This is a genomic window from Thermogutta terrifontis (assembly GCF_002277955.1).
GTDB lineage: Bacteria > Planctomycetota > Planctomycetia > Pirellulales > Thermoguttaceae > Thermogutta > Thermogutta terrifontis.
Window position 1 is genome coordinate 3415021 of sequence record NZ_CP018477.1, and the last position, 15929, is coordinate 3430949.

Annotated in this window: 11 protein-coding genes; 7 read left to right on the forward strand and 4 right to left on the reverse strand. The window is 58.6% G+C overall.

Annotated elements, in window-relative coordinates; genetic code table 11:
* Positions 1 to 78 precede the first annotated feature (78 nt).
* From THTE_RS12665 to THTE_RS12680, 4 genes are all read left to right on the forward strand, one after another.
* A complete protein-coding gene (locus THTE_RS12665; RefSeq protein WP_095415776.1) occupies positions 79 to 1263 on the forward strand; it encodes a DUF4185 domain-containing protein in 1185 nt (394 codons plus the stop codon).
* A 303-nt stretch (positions 1264 to 1566) separates the two neighbouring features.
* Positions 1567 to 3102, forward strand: a complete 1536-nt coding sequence (gene lysS, locus THTE_RS12670) for a lysine--tRNA ligase (RefSeq protein WP_095415777.1) — start codon at positions 1567 to 1569, stop codon at positions 3100 to 3102.
* A 33-nt stretch (positions 3103 to 3135) separates the two neighbouring features.
* Positions 3136 to 4662: an ABC transporter permease gene (locus THTE_RS12675; RefSeq protein WP_095415778.1), complete on the forward strand. Its 1527-nt coding sequence runs from the start codon at positions 3136 to 3138 to the stop codon at positions 4660 to 4662.
* Positions 4655 to 5545, forward strand: coding sequence for an ABC transporter ATP-binding protein (locus THTE_RS12680; protein ID WP_237260140.1), 891 nt, complete (start codon positions 4655 to 4657; stop codon positions 5543 to 5545). Before THTE_RS12675 ends, THTE_RS12680 begins: the two co-directional genes overlap by 8 nt.
* A gap of 393 nt (positions 5546 to 5938) precedes the next feature.
* Here THTE_RS12680 and THTE_RS12685 read toward each other — a convergent pair whose 3' ends face one another.
* The 4 genes from THTE_RS12685 to THTE_RS12695 form a co-directional block, all read right to left on the reverse strand.
* Complete coding sequence (locus tag THTE_RS12685; RefSeq protein ID WP_095415779.1) at positions 5939 to 6478, reverse strand: 3-hydroxyacyl-ACP dehydratase FabZ family protein; 540 nt, start codon at positions 6476 to 6478, stop codon at positions 5939 to 5941.
* A gap of 183 nt (positions 6479 to 6661) precedes the next feature.
* Complete coding sequence (locus THTE_RS18710) at positions 6662 to 6760, reverse strand: 50S ribosomal protein bL37 (RefSeq protein WP_420823848.1); 99 nt, start codon at positions 6758 to 6760, stop codon at positions 6662 to 6664.
* A 233-nt stretch (positions 6761 to 6993) separates the two neighbouring features.
* Positions 6994 to 8352, reverse strand: coding sequence for an O-antigen ligase family protein (locus THTE_RS12690; RefSeq protein ID WP_095415780.1), 1359 nt, complete (start codon positions 8350 to 8352; stop codon positions 6994 to 6996).
* Positions 8342 to 10015, reverse strand: a complete 1674-nt coding sequence (locus tag THTE_RS12695; protein ID WP_157732073.1) for a GumC domain-containing protein — start codon at positions 10013 to 10015, stop codon at positions 8342 to 8344. Before THTE_RS12695 ends, THTE_RS12690 begins: the two co-directional genes overlap by 11 nt.
* Before the next feature lie 350 nt (positions 10016 to 10365).
* Here THTE_RS12695 and THTE_RS12700 point away from each other — a divergent pair, with 350 nt between their 5' ends.
* From THTE_RS12700 to THTE_RS12710, 3 genes are read left to right on the forward strand one after another with little or no spacing between them, the layout of a single operon-like run.
* On the forward strand, positions 10366 to 11628 hold the full coding sequence (locus THTE_RS12700; protein WP_095415782.1) for a GNAT family N-acetyltransferase: 1263 nt from the start codon (positions 10366 to 10368) through the stop codon (positions 11626 to 11628).
* Positions 11629 to 11664: 36 nt separating this feature from the next.
* Complete coding sequence (locus THTE_RS12705) at positions 11665 to 12726, forward strand: polysaccharide deacetylase family protein (protein ID WP_095415783.1); 1062 nt, start codon at positions 11665 to 11667, stop codon at positions 12724 to 12726.
* Positions 12723 to 15755 (forward strand): glycosyltransferase, encoded by a 3033-nt coding sequence (locus tag THTE_RS12710; RefSeq protein ID WP_095415784.1) that lies wholly within the window; start codon positions 12723 to 12725, stop codon positions 15753 to 15755. Before THTE_RS12705 ends, THTE_RS12710 begins: the two co-directional genes overlap by 4 nt.
* The last annotated feature ends 174 nt before the right edge of the window (positions 15756 to 15929 follow it).

The following is a 15929-nucleotide window of genomic DNA, read 5'->3' on the forward strand; positions in this document are numbered from 1 at the left end:
TGAAAACTCCGGTGAAACTGTGACCCAATGCGGAGGTTTCTGACGCGTTTCCAGGCAACGCTCTCGTGAGGGACCGCTATGTCCTTTCGCCCTGTATGGTTGATTCTTACTGTTGCGGCATGGAGTTCAGGGCAAAGCTGGTCAGCGGAACGAGAAGTTCCATCGGGGCACAACCCCCGCTTTACCGTTGAAAAGGCCCCTGATCTGGAAAAGTGGTTTGACCCCACGGATGCCTGGGGCGGAGCCGACGGAGTTTTCTCGATTCCCCTCGATGCTCACCGACTGCTGTTCACATTCGGCGATACCTTCACAACCCGCCAACGCCGCAAAATGGTGAACAATTCCATTGCCATTCTTCGGCTGGAAGGGCGCACGCCGGTGAGCATGGAGTTCTTCTTCGGCCGAACTGCGGACGGGGACGTCCGCTCGTTCGCGGTACCGGAGGACAATCACGGCGTGTTCTGGCTGGCGGCGGGCGTGCGGGACGGCACGCGGCTTCATCTTTTTGCCGCGCACATCGAATTCACACCCCAGGGCGGACCATTCGGTTTTCGGCAAATCGGAGAATCCCTTCTCACCGTGGATAACCCAGACCGATCTCCACCAGAATGGCAGATCCGGCAACAGGACATCCCGTATTTCCGCTCCGACAAAAACGGAAGCGCAGTCATCGGTTCGGCGACACTCGTTCCACCAGATGGACAATACATTTACCTCTACGGTTTCGACGAGGAAAAAACTCCGCTCTTCCCCATCAAGCATGCGATCGTCGCGCGGGTGAAAAAGGGGCATGTGGAGCAGTCATCCGAGTGGGAGTTTTATTGTGGCCCCGCCAAGCTCGGCGAGTCTGACTTGCCCGAGGCCCTCCTGACGAATGAACGTTTCTGGACCCACGACTTTTCCCACGCCACGCGACTGGCGCGTGAAGTCGCTTCTGAGTACTCCGTTTCGTACCTGCCGGTGCTCCGGGCCTATGTGATGGTCTACACCCGCCTGGGACTTTCGCAAGACATCATGATGCGTTCAGCCCCCACGCCGGCAGGTCCGTGGGGTGATGCCGTTCTGCTGTATCGCATCCCCGATCTTCCGGAAGACACAAAGGCGTTTTTCTACGCAGCGAAGGCCCATCCCGCTCTGGCCGGTGAGGACGAACTCGTCATCAGCTTTGTGGCCAACTCCTTCGACTTTGGACGACTGGTCCGAACCCCGGACATCTACCGTCCGTGGTTTATCCGTGTAAAGTTTCATCCGGCAGAAGAGTAGAGGTTTCGGTTATTGGGATATCAGCCATCTGTCCAGCGGGGGCACACTCTCAGAAAATTGCGGTGTTCAATGACCGTCTGTTCGGGGATGTTCCTCGAATGGGCTTTTTCCCGGTAAACTGAAAGGATTGTTTCCCGTTGGAAAGCCCCAGGCTCCAGTAGGACACGGCTTTCCCGCGCTTATGGGGGCGTTGTCCAGATCGAATAAAGTAATTGCGATTCAAGACTCTCGCAGATTGCCACAATTCTCCAAATTACGCCAAAGGCTTTTTCGAGGAAAGTGTTCTCAACAGGTTCAACGACCATGGACGAGACAAGCCCTTCGACCAGTAAACCGGAAACCCAGCGACCGAAGAGCCACCTGGAAGCCGCCCGCCGCGAGAAACTCCGTCGTATCGCCGATCTGGGGGTGGATCCCTGGGGCGGACGATTCGACGGGCACCGTCCCATCGCGGAAATCCGTGCACGGGAAAACGAAATCCGCGTCATTCCCGCAGGTGAATGCGAAGTCGGCAAACCGCCTGAACTCCAGGGGCCGCGGGTTCGCGCAGCAGGCCGGATCATGCTTCTTCGCCGGGCGGGCAAAATCATGTTCATTGACATCCGCGACTGGACGGGCAAGATCCAGGTGCTGGTCGGCAAGGCCCAGGTCGGTGACAAGAACTGGGAACTCGCCCAGTGCTTCGACCTCGGTGACATCATTGGTGTGGACGGGGAACTAAAACGGACCAAGACGGGTGAGTTGACGATTTTTGCCGACGACCTCCACTTCCTCACGAAATGCATTGAAACGCCGCCGGAAAAATGGCACGGCCTGAGCGATCCCGAACTGCGAAACCGCATGCGGTACCTCGACCTGACCTACACCGAAGGGGTCATGGAGCGGTTCCTCCGCCGCACGCGGATCGTGCAGTCGATTCGTAAAACGCTGGACGAAGAAGGATTCGTGGAAGTAGAAGGGCCCACCCTCCATGTGGTGGCGGGCGGTGCCGCTGCCCGACCGTTCATCACCCACCACAACGCCCTGGACATTGACCTCTATCTACGCATCGCTCTGGAACTGCACCTGAAACGACTCCTTGTGGGGGGCATGGAACGGGTGTATGAGCTCGGCCGAGTCTATCGCAATGAGGGGATCAGTCCCCGCCACAATCCCGAGTTCACCATGCTAGAAGCCTATCAGGCCTACGGTGATTACCACACCATGATGGAACTCACGGAAAAGCTAATCGTCCGGGCAATCGAGGCAACAGGCCAGTCCCTTCGACTTCCATGGGGAGAAGGTGTCATCGATTTTACACCGCCTTTCCAGCGGAAGACGTACGACGAACTGCTGGCCGAGCATACCGGCGTCAATCCGTCCGATCCATCCTCAATTTCCCAGTTTGCACAATCTCACGGAATTGAAGTGAGGGGGAAGCATCCGGACGTCATCAAAAACGAGGTCTTCGAAGAATTTGTCCAACCAAAATTGATAGGTCCCATTTTCGTGCTCGATTATCCTGCCTCCATCTGCCCCCTCACCAAACGAAAGCGCGGCAATCCCGCGATTGCCGAGCGGTTCGAGCTCTTCGTGCAGGGGATGGAGCTCGCCAATGCGTACACGGAACTCAACGATCCGGACCTCCAGGAAGAGCTTTTCTCGCGGCAGCTCGAGGGATTGCCGGAGGAAGAATCCATGGCAAGGATGGATCGCGATTTCATTCGCGCGCTCCGTTACGGGATGCCCCCGGCCGGCGGGCTGGGAATTGGTATTGACCGATTGGTGATGTTATTGACAAACTGTCAGAGCATTCGCGAGGTTATTCTGTTTCCACTCTATCGGCCGGAAACGGAATGATTTGCGCTCGGCCGTCAGGGAGGACATTCTTTCATGTATCGCTGGCTGCTGTGTTGGCGGTATCTGCGAACGCGCTACATCGCGCTGGCCTCGATCATCAGCGTCACGCTGGGTGTGGCCACCATGATCGTCGTCAACAGCGTGATGATGGGCTTCACCCACGAGATGGAGAACCGCCTGCACGGCATTCTTTCTGATATCATTTTCCAGTCGCGGAGCCTGGAAGGCTTCCCTGATCCCGATTGGCATATGGAGCAGATCCGCCGCGTGGCCGGTGACGAAATTGAGGCCATGACCCCGACCGTCGTGGTCCCGGGAATGCTGAACTATCAGGTGGGCGACACCTGGATGACTCGCCCGGTTCAGATCATCGGGATCGACGAAAAGACCCAGGGGTTGGTGAGCGATTTCAGCAAGTACCTTCAGCATCCTGAGAACCGCCGTCAACTCAGTTTCCAGCTCCGCGAAGGGGGGTATGACGTCATCGATCACCAGGCCGACGGCCCGTCACTGCCCCGCGAAGAGATGTCCCTGGCCGGGTGGGAACACCGTCGCCGTATGGCCCGGATGAAAAAAATGCTTCTCGAAATTGAACGGTCCGAGAATGCCGCATCAAATCAGCCCGAATCGCTCCCCGCGGATTTGCAGGATCCGTTCGCCCGGGCCGCTCCCCAGGAATCAGCACCGCAGTTCGATCCCGAAAAATCGCAATACACCGGGGTCATTCTGGGGATTGGGTTGGTAAGTTTCCGTCGGGACGGGCAGGACCACTTTCTCCTCCTACCGGGCGACGATGTCAAACTCACGCTTCCCACCGTGGGAACTCCCCCCAAAATCGTCAGCGACACGTTCACCATCGTGGACATCTATGAAAGCAAGATGAGCGAATACGATTCCAATTTTGCCTTTGTGCCCATTCGCGCTTTGCAGCAATTACGGGGCATGATTGACCCGTCGACCGGGAAGGGCTATGTCAACGCAATCAGCATTAAACTAAAGTCGGGGGCCGACATGAACAAGGTGCGAGATAAGCTTCGCGCCGCGTTTGCCCCCCAATATTACGCCATCGATACGTGGCGCGACAACCAGGGCCCGCTGCTTGCCGCCGTGAGTATGGAAACGGCCATTCTCAACGTTCTCCTGTTTCTCATCATCTGTGTGGCCGGGTTCGGAATCCTCGCGATCTTTTTCATGATTGTTGTCGAGAAGACGCGGGATATTGGGATTCTCAAGGCACTGGGTGCTTCATCTGGCGGTGTGATGAGCATTTTCCTGGGGTACGGTCTCTTATTGGGAATGGTGGGTGCCGGAGTCGGCCTGGTCCTGGGATTGCTCTTTATCAGGCACATCAACGAGATCGCGGATTTGCTTGGCCACATCACCGGCCACCGGGTTTTCGATCCCGACATCTATTACTTCTACAAGATTCCCACCATCGTGGATCCGTGGACGGTAGGCTGGATCATCTCGGGAGCCATGATGATCGCCATCCTTGCCAGTATTTTGCCGGCGCTGCGGGCAGCCCGACTGCATCCTGTGGAGGCGCTTCGGTATGAGTAAGACGTTTTCCCTCTTCCGCACGCGACAGAACCCCGGCCTGGCAGTGTCTCCCGAGGGTAAATCTTCGGCCTCGGCAGATGGTCGCATGACGCTGGCCGGGCCCCACTTCGTTTCGCCCCGTGGCGACAGCGCCCTCCATCCGAGTGGCGAAATGAGCGATTCCGTCTCGGCCTGCCCCGGCATTCTCTCGGCCTGCGAGCTCACCAAGACCTATCGTAAGGCCGCCGTGGAGATTCCCGTCCTCAAAGGGGTGAATCTCTCCGTCCAGGCGGGAGAGTTTCTGGCGATTGTCGGCCAAAGCGGCTCAGGGAAGAGCACGCTCCTCCATCTGCTGGGACTGCTGGATCGGCCTGACGCGGGAACCATCAGCCTGGAAGGCCAGCGGATCGATAACCTGGCTGCCTCCGCACGTGACCGCCTGCGCAACCGCACCTTCGGGATGGTCTTCCAGTTCTATCATCTTCTGCCAGAACTCTCCACGCTCGAAAATGTCATGATTCCCCTGATGATCGGCCAGAGTGTCTGGCGGTATCTGCGGCACCGGCGAGAGAACATCCGCCGCGCCAAAGAAATCCTCGAACTTGTAGGTCTCAGCCATCGATTGAAGCACCGACCGCGGGAGCTATCGGGTGGAGAACTGCAGCGGGCGGCCATTGCCCGGGCACTGGTCAATCAGCCACGGATTCTGCTGGCCGACGAACCGACGGGGAATCTGGACCCAGCTACTGGCCGGGAAATCCTCCGCCTGATCCAGAACCTCAACCGCCAGGTCGGACTGACGATCGTCATGGTGACACACGACCGCACCGTGGCGGAGATGGCCGATCGGGTCGTCTCTCTCGTGGATGGCCGGATCATGTATCAGGATTTTCCCCGAGCTTAAACCACGAGTGGTCCGACACCCGTCACTGGGCAGCGTGCGGGTGCACCTCGAATAAATCGGGTACGATCACGACATACTGCCGGGAGTGCGTGCCGCAGATCGCGGAAGAGCAAAGGACCTGGCAAGCAGGCTCCTCCGAAGTTGGAGGAATACGCCGGTCGTGCCCGAAAAAACGCATCGTTTTCAGGCAAGAACCAAGCGCGGCAGGCAGAATGGGCATCATCATCGGGTACTTCTGAGATAGCCGTGGCGGCGCACACCGTTCCCACCTAAGCCATATGCGACTTTCAGCGACGACATGACTTGGGGTTGGTTATCTGCTCACCCGCTTCGCCCGCGCAGCTTTCCAGCCTCAAAGTATTGGAGACCAGACAACGTTGATTCGGAAAAGCTTCACGAAGACTGAGATTGAGAGGAGGACTCGCTGCCAGAGTCGGCCCGGACGGCTTCGGGAGAGAGCGGGACGCCGAGGATGACTCCTTCGCAGACCAGGTTTTGACGTACAAAGCACTGAAATTCACAGGTCATCATCGTGCTGCGAACTTTGAGGAGACGGGCCACGATGACGAAGCGCTCTCCGGGCCGGACAACTCCGCGAAACCGGACGTCTTGAAGTCCCCCAAAGCCGACCATAGGGGACTTCATGAGCTTGTACTTCATGGTGTAATAGCTGGCCAGTTGGGCGGCTGCTTCGCACATGATAACGCCCGGCATAATCGGCATCCCGGGAAAGTGCCCACGGATCCAGAACTCGTCCGGACCGAGGTCTTTATACCCCACACAGATCGCCCGTTCCGGGTCCTCGTAGCAGATCGCCGTCAACTGTTCCATCTCGTACCGCTGGGGATTGTACTTGCGGATTTCCTCGATGTCGGCGATGACCCGACTGGTGTCAATCTCTGCGGGGTCAAGAATCAACGGTTTCTTGGGCACAGCCAGCTCCTTAACGCTTTGCGTACCGGAAATCCTCCGCTGAGCGTCCGCTTATCGCACCCCTCCGCCTGAACAGTATCACTGGGGGAGGCCCCACCGCAACCTCTTGCTCTGTTCGGACGCCACATTCTCCCGCCCGGCCCTACCTTTACGGGTAATCACGAGCAGGCGCGGATCAAGCGGTTACGTGCGAACAACCCACCGTTTTGCCCGACGTGCCTTCGAGTTGGCAGGCCGCTTACCGTGGTTTGCCTTCTTAATTTGACGATGTGGCTTGGCCATGGAAGTATCCCTTAACCGGTAGTGAATTGATGATCCAATCCGTCGATTTGAGTTGAAAAACGAAAGGCCTCCCGCCGTGCATCGCGAATCGCGGGAGTCGTAGAGACAATATTTAAGCCGGTAGCGACCACCGGCGACAACCCGATCCCAGCAAGCAGCCGCCGGCCACCGCCACCCGGAATCTTCAGTTTAGCCGATTTCCTCTATTCTGTGAAGGCAACAGACGGGTGAAGTCAGGCACTGTGGGCGGTCTGGCTAATTTCACCAGATGACTCTCGAACTGCCAGACCGATCATCATGAAGAGGACGGCGTTCATGTCCAAAATGATGGAAACATCGTGGAAAAGCCCATTGACGGCGTAGGCGACCATAGCCACCAGCGCCAGGAGACTCATCGGTCGGGAAGGATTGCCCCAGGTTCGTCGAAACACTTCCACCGAGGCAGCGAGAAAACATCCGAGTAGCCCCAGGCCGACGATGCCCGTCTCCACCAGAAGGGAGAGAAACACATTGTGCTGGGTGTAGGGCCGGGCCTGCCGCAAAGGAAGGGGGGCGGTCGGATCTTCCAGGTAGGCGAGTTTTGCGTGATCGTACTGGGCCAGTCCAAAGCCGAAAACCGGACGCTCCTGAATCATGCGCCACGCTGCCGCGGCGAGGAGTGGCCGAAGTTGCACCGAACGGGCTGCTTCCTCGGCGGAAAGATGACGGTCGCGTTTCAGCTCGCGGAAATAGACCCCCGCCATCAATCCCGCCGCCAGGAGCATCAATAGGGCTGTCGCGATCCAGGGGGCGCGAAATCGGGGGGGCAACATCCACGCACCGACCACCACAATGCATGCAGCGGCAGAAAGCCACACACTCCGCGTGAGGGTGGAGGCGACGGCCGCGACGAACAGTCCATGTCCCAAAAGAAAAACTACCCGTCGGGCAGGCGCTGCCTGCACAGTAAGGATCGTCCAGGCCGTCCAACCGATCAGGATCAGGAAGCCGTTTCCCACGGGATTGAGTAGGGGGCCCCGTGCGCGGCCGAAGAACTCGTCCGTGATCGATGTGTCCGCGATATAACGGGGAAATACGAGGGCATTCCAGCCAAACACCTCTGCCAAGCCGGTCAGCGACAGATAAATGGCGAGGGCAGTGAAGACGGCGAGTGTCGCGCGTTGACCAAAGGGCGCGTCGCCGAATCGCCTTGCCGCCACGTACAAGGTAGCGGGAAAAGCGTAGAAGAACAGCCAGCGGGAAAGTCCGCTCGTCACTTCTGTCAGGAAAAATACACTCACGGCTGAGATGAGTAAGTAAATCACAAATATTCCTAGGAAAAAATCAGCCCGGGTGAGGGACGACAAATTGGGCCGTCGGTGAAGAAAGTCTGCCACCAGGGCCACAACGAGAATGCCCCACAGAATGCGGTCCAGGGTGAGAGGGAGCGGTTTCTCCACATGCCAGAAGAAATATCCCAGGCAGATTGAAGTGACAACGGTGAGCAGGGTCAGTCCACAAAGACCGGTTCGTCGCCACAGGACGGCCAACCAGGAGCCGGCGGCGAGCGTGCCCATCCCGATCAGCGTCAGTGTGCCCAGTTCAGTGGTCACAAAGGACCTCCCCCGTCGCCACAGAAAGATGGGTGGTCTGGATCAATGCCCGATGGAGGAGCGACGGTTCGTCGCAAACCGCCACCGGCAAGTTGGACAAAGCGGGTGTCGGTTCAATCCGCGGAGCCTCCTCCGACGAAGTGTGTTGCCGTGGAGCCTGTGTCGTCTCTCCTTCCTTTGCATCCAGAGCAGGTCCAGGAGCCAGCGGCTTCAGCGGATAGGTCTCGGAAGTGCCCCGGACCGCGGGCACCAGCCACAAAAAGACGGCCACTCCCACCATCAGTCCACAAGCCACGCCTCCGGCGATGATGGTCTGGCGACCGGGGCCCACGGGCTGTGCCCCTGTCTGCACGGGTTCCACCGGTACTATGAAGCGCGAACTGGCTACCGCAGCCTGGGCGGCGCGGGCTTGATTGAGCTGTTGGCGAATGCTCTCCAGAGCTTGGCTCTCCGATCGAACTCGCGCGGCAATTGTCCGGTACTCCGGCAATAGGGCCATCAGTTTCTCAATTCGCGCCGATTCCGCCTGCCGCTGATTTCGCAAAAAGTCCAACTGAGAGCGGATGAGTGCCCACTCATGCTGTACGGCTTCGATGGCGGTGGGGGTTTCCTCGGCAATCCGGCGGCGTAATTCGTCCAGCGATAGCCGGGCCGCAATGACCGCTGGATGTTCCTCGGCGTGTTGCCCTTTCAAAGAAATGAGACGCACCTCCGCTTCGGTCAACGCTTCCTGAAGTCGCCGCAGTGTGGGATGGGCATCCAAAAGGGCGGATGGAACCGCCTGGAGTTGCGAGGGGGCCTCCCGAACCTGCGACAGCACCTCAAGCATGTTTTCGTACTGGAGCTGGCGGCTTTCCAGCTCCTGAATTTGATTGTCGAGCTGTTCGAGCGACGATCGCAGGCCACTGGTGTCCGGTTTCTCCTCCAGCAGCCGCAGGGTGATCCCGTCCGCGCCAAGGTCGGCTTCCATCTTTTCAAGTCTCGTTTGATCCGCGTGCAAGGCGGTTTCCGTCAAGTGCTGTGCCCGGGTGAGTTCCTCCGTCATTTCTGCCATCCTTCGCGCCTGCAACTCCTGGAGGGCCTGATCAGCGTGGCGGACGAGGGCCTCAGTCAGTCGGACCGCGCGAGGGCGACTCCTATCGCGCACCCGGACTGAAATCGCGTCGCTGGATCCGAATTCGTCTCCCGCCACGGGCACGATTTTCACCGCTTCCCGCAACGCATCGATATCCCGCAACGTGGGGAAAGCAGAGGCCCCAGTGCGACGCAGTGGCCCCACTTCCTTCAAGGCGCTTTCCAAAACAGGGTGGCTTTGGATAACGGTCACAAAAGTATTCTGAAGGTCCTGTCGCCTCTCATTCGCAGGCGCATTTTGCAACCCGCCGGCGAAGGCTTCCGGCCGAACGACCACGGACTGACGGGCTTCCCAAACGTCAGGTTTCAACGCAGCGACAAGAACCGCCAACACCACCACACACAGCGTGCATCCAACGGATATGCGAAGGGGGTATTTCCACCACACTGGCGATGTTGTGGCCGCTGCTGCCGAAGTTTCGGGCGGGGATGCGGAAACAGAGGCCTTGTTCCATCGCGAATATGTGTGGCCTTTTTCAGATGTCGGGCTGGCTACTTCGTTCCCAATCTTCGGCAATTGATTGCTCATTGGCACGGTTCTCCAAAGGTCGTCGAAAACGATCACGATTCGGTGTTCCTCGGAACACAGGACAAACAACCGCAAATGCCGGGAAAACGCGTCTCAAACTAATGAGCGGATAGTTATCTAATGATGCCCCCAGAGGAGTATAGGTCGTACTGTGGGGCTCATACCTCCGGCATCAGAAAAGAACTTTTGTAGCGGATGCAACAAAAAGGCGGGCGATACCGAGGCTCGCTTGTCGCCAGCCGGTTTTGACCTTTCTCGTTTCATATCCCACACTTTTTCAGCGGCCATCCTGCGCACGGGTGTGCCCGGCGGTCGCGTTCGTCCATTGGAAAGATCGTTAGTTCACAAACATGATCGATCAGCGCGCGTGGTCTGTCCGCGTTCACGAAGACTTCCGTGACCTGGAACAGCTTGAAGGCCAGTGGAATCACTGGGCCGAAGATCCACCGTTCCGTCGCTATGACTGGCAGCGGACGTGGTGGGAGGTTTATGGCCCGGGTTCACTGTCCCGAAAGCGCTCGCGGCTGTGCATCCTGGAGGTCAGACACGGCGAGACGCTCGCTGGGATTGTCCCTCTTTACCGTGAATGGCATCCCCTGTGGGGTTGGGTTCTCCGCTGGCTGGGATCCGGGGAAGTGTGCAGCGACTACCTCGGGCCGATTGCTCCCGCCTGTTATCAGGAGCATGTGGGTCGAGTCGCGATCATCGCACTCCACGCGCTGGCACTGGGAAAAAGTCGCTTTCAGGATGTGACGATCGATCGGTCTCCCGCTCCTCGCCTGACATGCCATCGGATTGACTGGGACGGCATGCGGGCCGACGACCCGGCCGTGCAGGCTGTCCGAATTCAGGCCGAAACGTTGAAATGGGCGCTCGACGTCCGCCCCACAGAGAGTTCCTGGCAGCTCGCTCTGCCGCGGACCTGGGGAGAGTATCTTGACAGCCTTCAGCCCCGCTCAGTACGGCGCCGCTATCGCAAGTTGTCACGCGCGTACCTCGACCATCCTGATCTTGTTCTCCATGTGGTCGGTAAACAGGAAGTCTTCGGGACCCCCTGTGATGATAACTGGCAGTCAGCGTGGAATATTCTGGTGCAACTCCATCAGGCGCGGAGAAGACAAGTTGGAGATCAAGGCCTTTTTGCTTCGACGCAATTCGAGGTGTTCCACAGACGCATTTTGACGGAGTATCTGCCGTCCGGTCGGGCCGCTCTGGCGTGGCTGGAATGGCAGGGCCAGCCTATCGCAGCGGAATATCTTCTTTTGTCGGGCAAGACGGTGATGGCCTACCAATCCGGGATCAACCCCGATTTTCTCACCCTCTCGCCAGGCCACTTAATGAGTCTTTCTCTGATCCGTGAAGCGATTCGCTGGGGATTTGAAACATTCGATCTCCTTCGCGGGGACGAACCTTACAAGAGACATCTTGGCGCCCGACCGACGCCCCTCGTTCGCATTCGCGCGGCGCCACCTCAGGTGAGCGCCCGCTGGCGATTCACCCTGTGGAACTGGGGACGTCATTCCCGGGAATTGCTGCGACGCATGAAAGCAAAAAATATCGATTTCGGAGGCACCATGATGGAGGATGACCAAGTCGCCGCTGTGGACAGTTGATGACCCGCCGTTTCAAATCAGAACGAGAAAGAGCCCATGTCCCGAGCAGGTGAAGCCGGTCAGTTCATGAGGGCTATAAAACAAAGACTGCTGCCGGTGTATTATCTTTCCACCATCCCGCTCCGCAAATGGCTGCGTCGGCGGCTGGCGGAAAGAGGCCGGGCTCCTGTTTCCGTCCTGATGTACCATCGTGTGGCTCGGGACTGCCCTGCATCGTGGTGCACTTCGCTCGCAGCTTTTCGACGGCACGTTGCGTGGCTCCAGCGACATTGCACCGTTCTTTCCCTGGCCCAGGTTCAGGAGAGTCTTTTTTGCGGGAGATGGACCAGCCGTCCGGCGGCTGCGATCACGTTCGACGATGGTTACGCCGATAATCTGCGCGCCCTGGCGGACCTTCTCGAAGCGGGGATGCCCTTCACGTATTTTGTGACGACCGAGAACATTCGCACGGGGGCGCCATTTGAGCACGATCTTGCGCAGGGTTATCGTTTTCGGCCTAATACGCCTGCAGAGATTCGGGCGCTCGCCGACGCGGGGGTTGAAATTGGCTCCCACGGCTGGACCCACGCGGAATTCCACCGACTTTCGCCTGGCGAGCTCTCCCGCCAACTGGAATTCAGTAAGAAATGGTTGGAAGACTTGACCGGACAACCGGTCAGGGCGCTGTCGGTACCGTTTGGGCATCGGGAACACGTCACTCCATGGGTGATTCTTGCAGCCCGACGAGCCGGTTATGACATCGTATGTTCCGCTTACGGGCGTTACAATCTTCCCTTCCGCCACCGCTTTCATATCCTGCGATTCGCGGGAGATAATTGCCTGTGGCGACTTCGCAATCGGCTTACCATTGACCCGCGACTGCTGCACCGAACGCTCCGCGAATACCTTCCCTCTGACGCGGCCCTGGATGTTGACGCAGTGGTCGAACCTCGTCCCCGTGAGCCGGCCCGCGGCGTTACGGAATCGTTTTCGTCAGGCAGCCTACCCATTCTGTCCCTTGGTGAAGATCTCCAGATTTTGTCCTGGCACGAAACCAATGGTGAATCAGCAACAACCGCATTGACTCCCCTCGACATCATCGCAGACAGCCAGTCATGACGATCGACAACGTGTGCCCTCTCCCATATGAAGCCACCTGTTCCGTGGACGAGCAGCCCGTCGTCACAGCGTCGGCCGCTGCGAAGGCGTCGATCTCCTCCCTGATGACGGGCATGGCGCTCTTACTCGCGGCCTCTGTCCTCCAGCGGCTGGTGGGTTTTATTCGCGCTACGCTCTTCTGCCGCTGGCTGGATGCGTCCCAGCTAGGTCTGTGGGATATGGCGTTCGGATTTCTGATGACCGCGACTCCTCTGATGGTTCTTGCCCTGCCAGGTTGCCTGGGTCGATATGTGGAGTATTACAGACAACGCGGTATGCTCGGCCTGTTTTTGAGAAGGACAGCCATCGTCAGTGGGTTGCTCGCCCTGTGCGGAGCAACTGCCGTGGCAATGGGGGCAGGCCCAGTTGCGGAGCTTGTCTTCGGGAATAGATCCTACCGCCCTCTTGTCCACGACCTGGCCTTCGCCCTCCTGACTGTGGCGGCCTTTAATTACCTCTACGAACTGGCCATGGCGCTCAGGCTCAACCGCTGGATCAGTCTCATCCAGCTTCTCAACAGCGTTTTGTTTGCAGGACTGGGGCTGGGACTGCTCATCCTCTGGCGGAACGATGCCCAAACCGTCATCATTGCCTATGCGCTGGCCTGCGCCATCACGGCAGCCATTGCCTTCTTTGGTTTCAAGCCCTGGCGTTATGCCGCGCGTGAGGAACGTCCCGCGTCGCTCCGGGAGTCATTCTGGCCCAGGATCCTTCAGTACTCTCTATGGGTGTGGGCAGCCGGGGCGATCAGCAACCTGTTCGCTGTCGTGGATCGTTACATGGTCCTCCACTGGTTGCCGCCCGATCACGGTGACCCCCTGGCCCTCCTGGGCGACTACCACGCATCTCGCCTTGTGCCGATGCTGTTCGTCTCTTTGGCAGGGCTTTGCGCAGCGATGAGCACACCGCATCTCAGTCATTTGTGGGAAACCGGACAATCGCGCCACGCCGCCGAACAACTCAATTTACTTACCAAGTTGCTTTCCCTGGGATTGCTTGTGGGATCCACCGGCGTGTTATTGGCCGGACCTGTATTGTTCGATACGCTCCTCGCCGGAAAATATCCCGCGGGCCTTGATATCTTCCCGATCACCCTGGCGTATTGTTCGTGCTTTTCCCTCTTTCTTCTTCTCCAGAATTATGTTCTCTGCTGCGAGAAAGCTTATTTTGCCGGGTTGGCACTCGCCTGCGGCCTGTTCGTCAATGTTGGTCTCAACCTCGCCTGGCTGCCTGTGTGGGGACTTCCCGGGGCTGTCTGGGCCACGCTGGCCGCCAACGGAGTGGCCCTGCTCGTGCTCCTGATGATCAATCGCCGATTGGGGCAGCCGACCGACGCGGGGCTGCTCCTCGCCCTTGTCGCTCCCCTGGGAATCGCCCTTGGAACCGGATGGACATTGCTCATCACCGCAGTCGTGCTGTTCCTTGCGCTGCGGACGAATCTTTTTATCAAAAATGCAGAAAAACAAGAACTCGGCGTCCTCATCCGACAATTGCTGTCGCGAAAAGCGCTTCCAGCGGGTCTGGCCTCCTCGGCAACGTGCGACTCTTCACTCACCTCATCCACGCCCACTATGGAGTTAAGCACCCAGCGCGAGACCAAAGACCTGCCCAGAATTCCCGCCATGCCTCCCGCAAATTTCCTCGTCACCCCAAAAGAGTCCCCAGCGGACGAAACCGACGAGGCGATTCCTCCTGGATGCGGATGGCCCAATCCCTTCTTTCGAAGTCGTGAGCATCCTCCCCTGGGGCATCGGGATCCTCTCCGTGTCATGTTCATCATCACCTGCATGCCGGTGGGCGGAGCCGAAAGGCTGCTCCTGGACATCGTCCGTCGCATGGACCGAAGAATATTCGCGCCGGAGTTATGCTGCCTGAAGTATCTCGGCCCGTTGGGAGAGGTCCTCGCCCGGGAAATCCCCGCTTTCGCCGGACTTCTCAAACACAAGTATGACTTCCGCGTGTTACCGCGATTGTACCGGCTGCTCCGCGAGCGGCGGATCGACGCGGTGATCACCGTTGGCACGGGCGGCGACAAGATGTTCTGGGGGCGTCTCGCGGCCTACCTAGCAGGGGTTCCCGTCGTTGCCTCGGCGCTGCACTCCACAGGTTTGCCGGACCGCGTGGAATTTCTCAATCGGTTACTCACACCGTTGACAGACGCCTTCATCGCCGTCTCACCACTTCATGCCCGGTACATCATCGAGCACGAAGGATGTGCAGCCAATCGAACTTGGACCATTCCAAACGGCATCGACACCGAGCGATTTTCGCCCCGGCCGGCGGATCCCCGGCTTCGGGCAAGCCTCGGACTCCAGCCGGAGCATCGCGTTGTGGCCCTGGTGGCAGCGTTGCGGCCCGAGAAAAACCACGAACTACTCCTCCAGGCCGCTCCGATCATCCTGGCTGAACTGCCGCAAACGCGGTTCCTCATCGTGGGAGATGGCCCGAGACGTGCGGAGCTCCATCGCCTTGCCCGACGCTTCGGCGTGGACCACGCCGTGATCTTCACAGGCAATCGGGACGACATCCCCGATGTTCTGGCTTGCGCGGACCTGGCCGTCCTCTGCTCCCATATGGAAGCAAACCCGCTTGCCCTGCTGGAAGCGCTGGCGTGCGAAAAGCCGGTGGTCGCCACGGCAGTAGGCTCTGTACCACTCCATGTCCGGGACGGGGTCACCGGATTCCTTGTCGCCCCCGGAGATGCCCGGGCACTGGCAGCAAAATGCCTCGCTCTCCTGCTTGATCCCGAACTTGCCCGGAGGATGGGCCGTGCTGGCCGCCAACACGTCTTGCGACATGGATCGCTCGAGAGAACGGTGGCCGGATATCAGCGATTGATCACCACAATTTACGCCAGAAAATGCGGAGGCGCTATACCTGAGTCTCACTACTTTACGCCAGCCACTCAATCCACGCATTCTTCGCCAGTTCCCTTTCCTGCCGTCGATGATTTGATCTCGCCCGGCGTGGAAACTGCTTCTCATGGTTGAGCCGCACGGTTGCAGCGGCAGACTGGGAAGGGAATTGCCTCTTGGGTGTGAGTTGCCCCTTCCTTGGCGCTGGACACAACCGTTCCATTCGGTTTTTTCAAAAAAATCCTTCTTTCGGTCAAATTCGCTACAGTTTCCCGAAATGTTGGGAGCCACCGCATCCGATACAAAAAG

What these genes read in the sequence shown, in the direction of transcription:
- THTE_RS12665 (WP_095415776.1), top strand. Translation starts at nt 79, where the DNA reads ATGTCCTTTCGCCCTGTATGGTTGATTCTTACTGTTGCGGCATGGAGT.
- lysS (WP_095415777.1), top strand. Translation starts at nt 1,567, where the DNA reads ATGGACGAGACAAGCCCTTCGACCAGTAAACCGGAAACCCAGCGACCG.
- THTE_RS12675 (WP_095415778.1), top strand. Translation starts at nt 3,136, where the DNA reads ATGTATCGCTGGCTGCTGTGTTGGCGGTATCTGCGAACGCGCTACATC.
- THTE_RS12680 (WP_237260140.1), top strand. Translation starts at nt 4,655, where the DNA reads ATGAGTAAGACGTTTTCCCTCTTCCGCACGCGACAGAACCCCGGCCTG.
- THTE_RS18710 (WP_420823848.1), bottom strand. Translation starts at nt 6,760, where the DNA reads ATGGCCAAGCCACATCGTCAAATTAAGAAGGCAAACCACGGTAAGCGG.
- THTE_RS12695 (WP_157732073.1), bottom strand. Translation starts at nt 10,015, where the DNA reads ATGAGCAATCAATTGCCGAAGATTGGGAACGAAGTAGCCAGCCCGACA.
- THTE_RS12700 (WP_095415782.1), top strand. Translation starts at nt 10,366, where the DNA reads ATGATCGATCAGCGCGCGTGGTCTGTCCGCGTTCACGAAGACTTCCGT.
- THTE_RS12705 (WP_095415783.1), top strand. Translation starts at nt 11,665, where the DNA reads ATGTCCCGAGCAGGTGAAGCCGGTCAGTTCATGAGGGCTATAAAACAA.
- THTE_RS12710 (WP_095415784.1), top strand. Translation starts at nt 12,723, where the DNA reads ATGACGATCGACAACGTGTGCCCTCTCCCATATGAAGCCACCTGTTCC.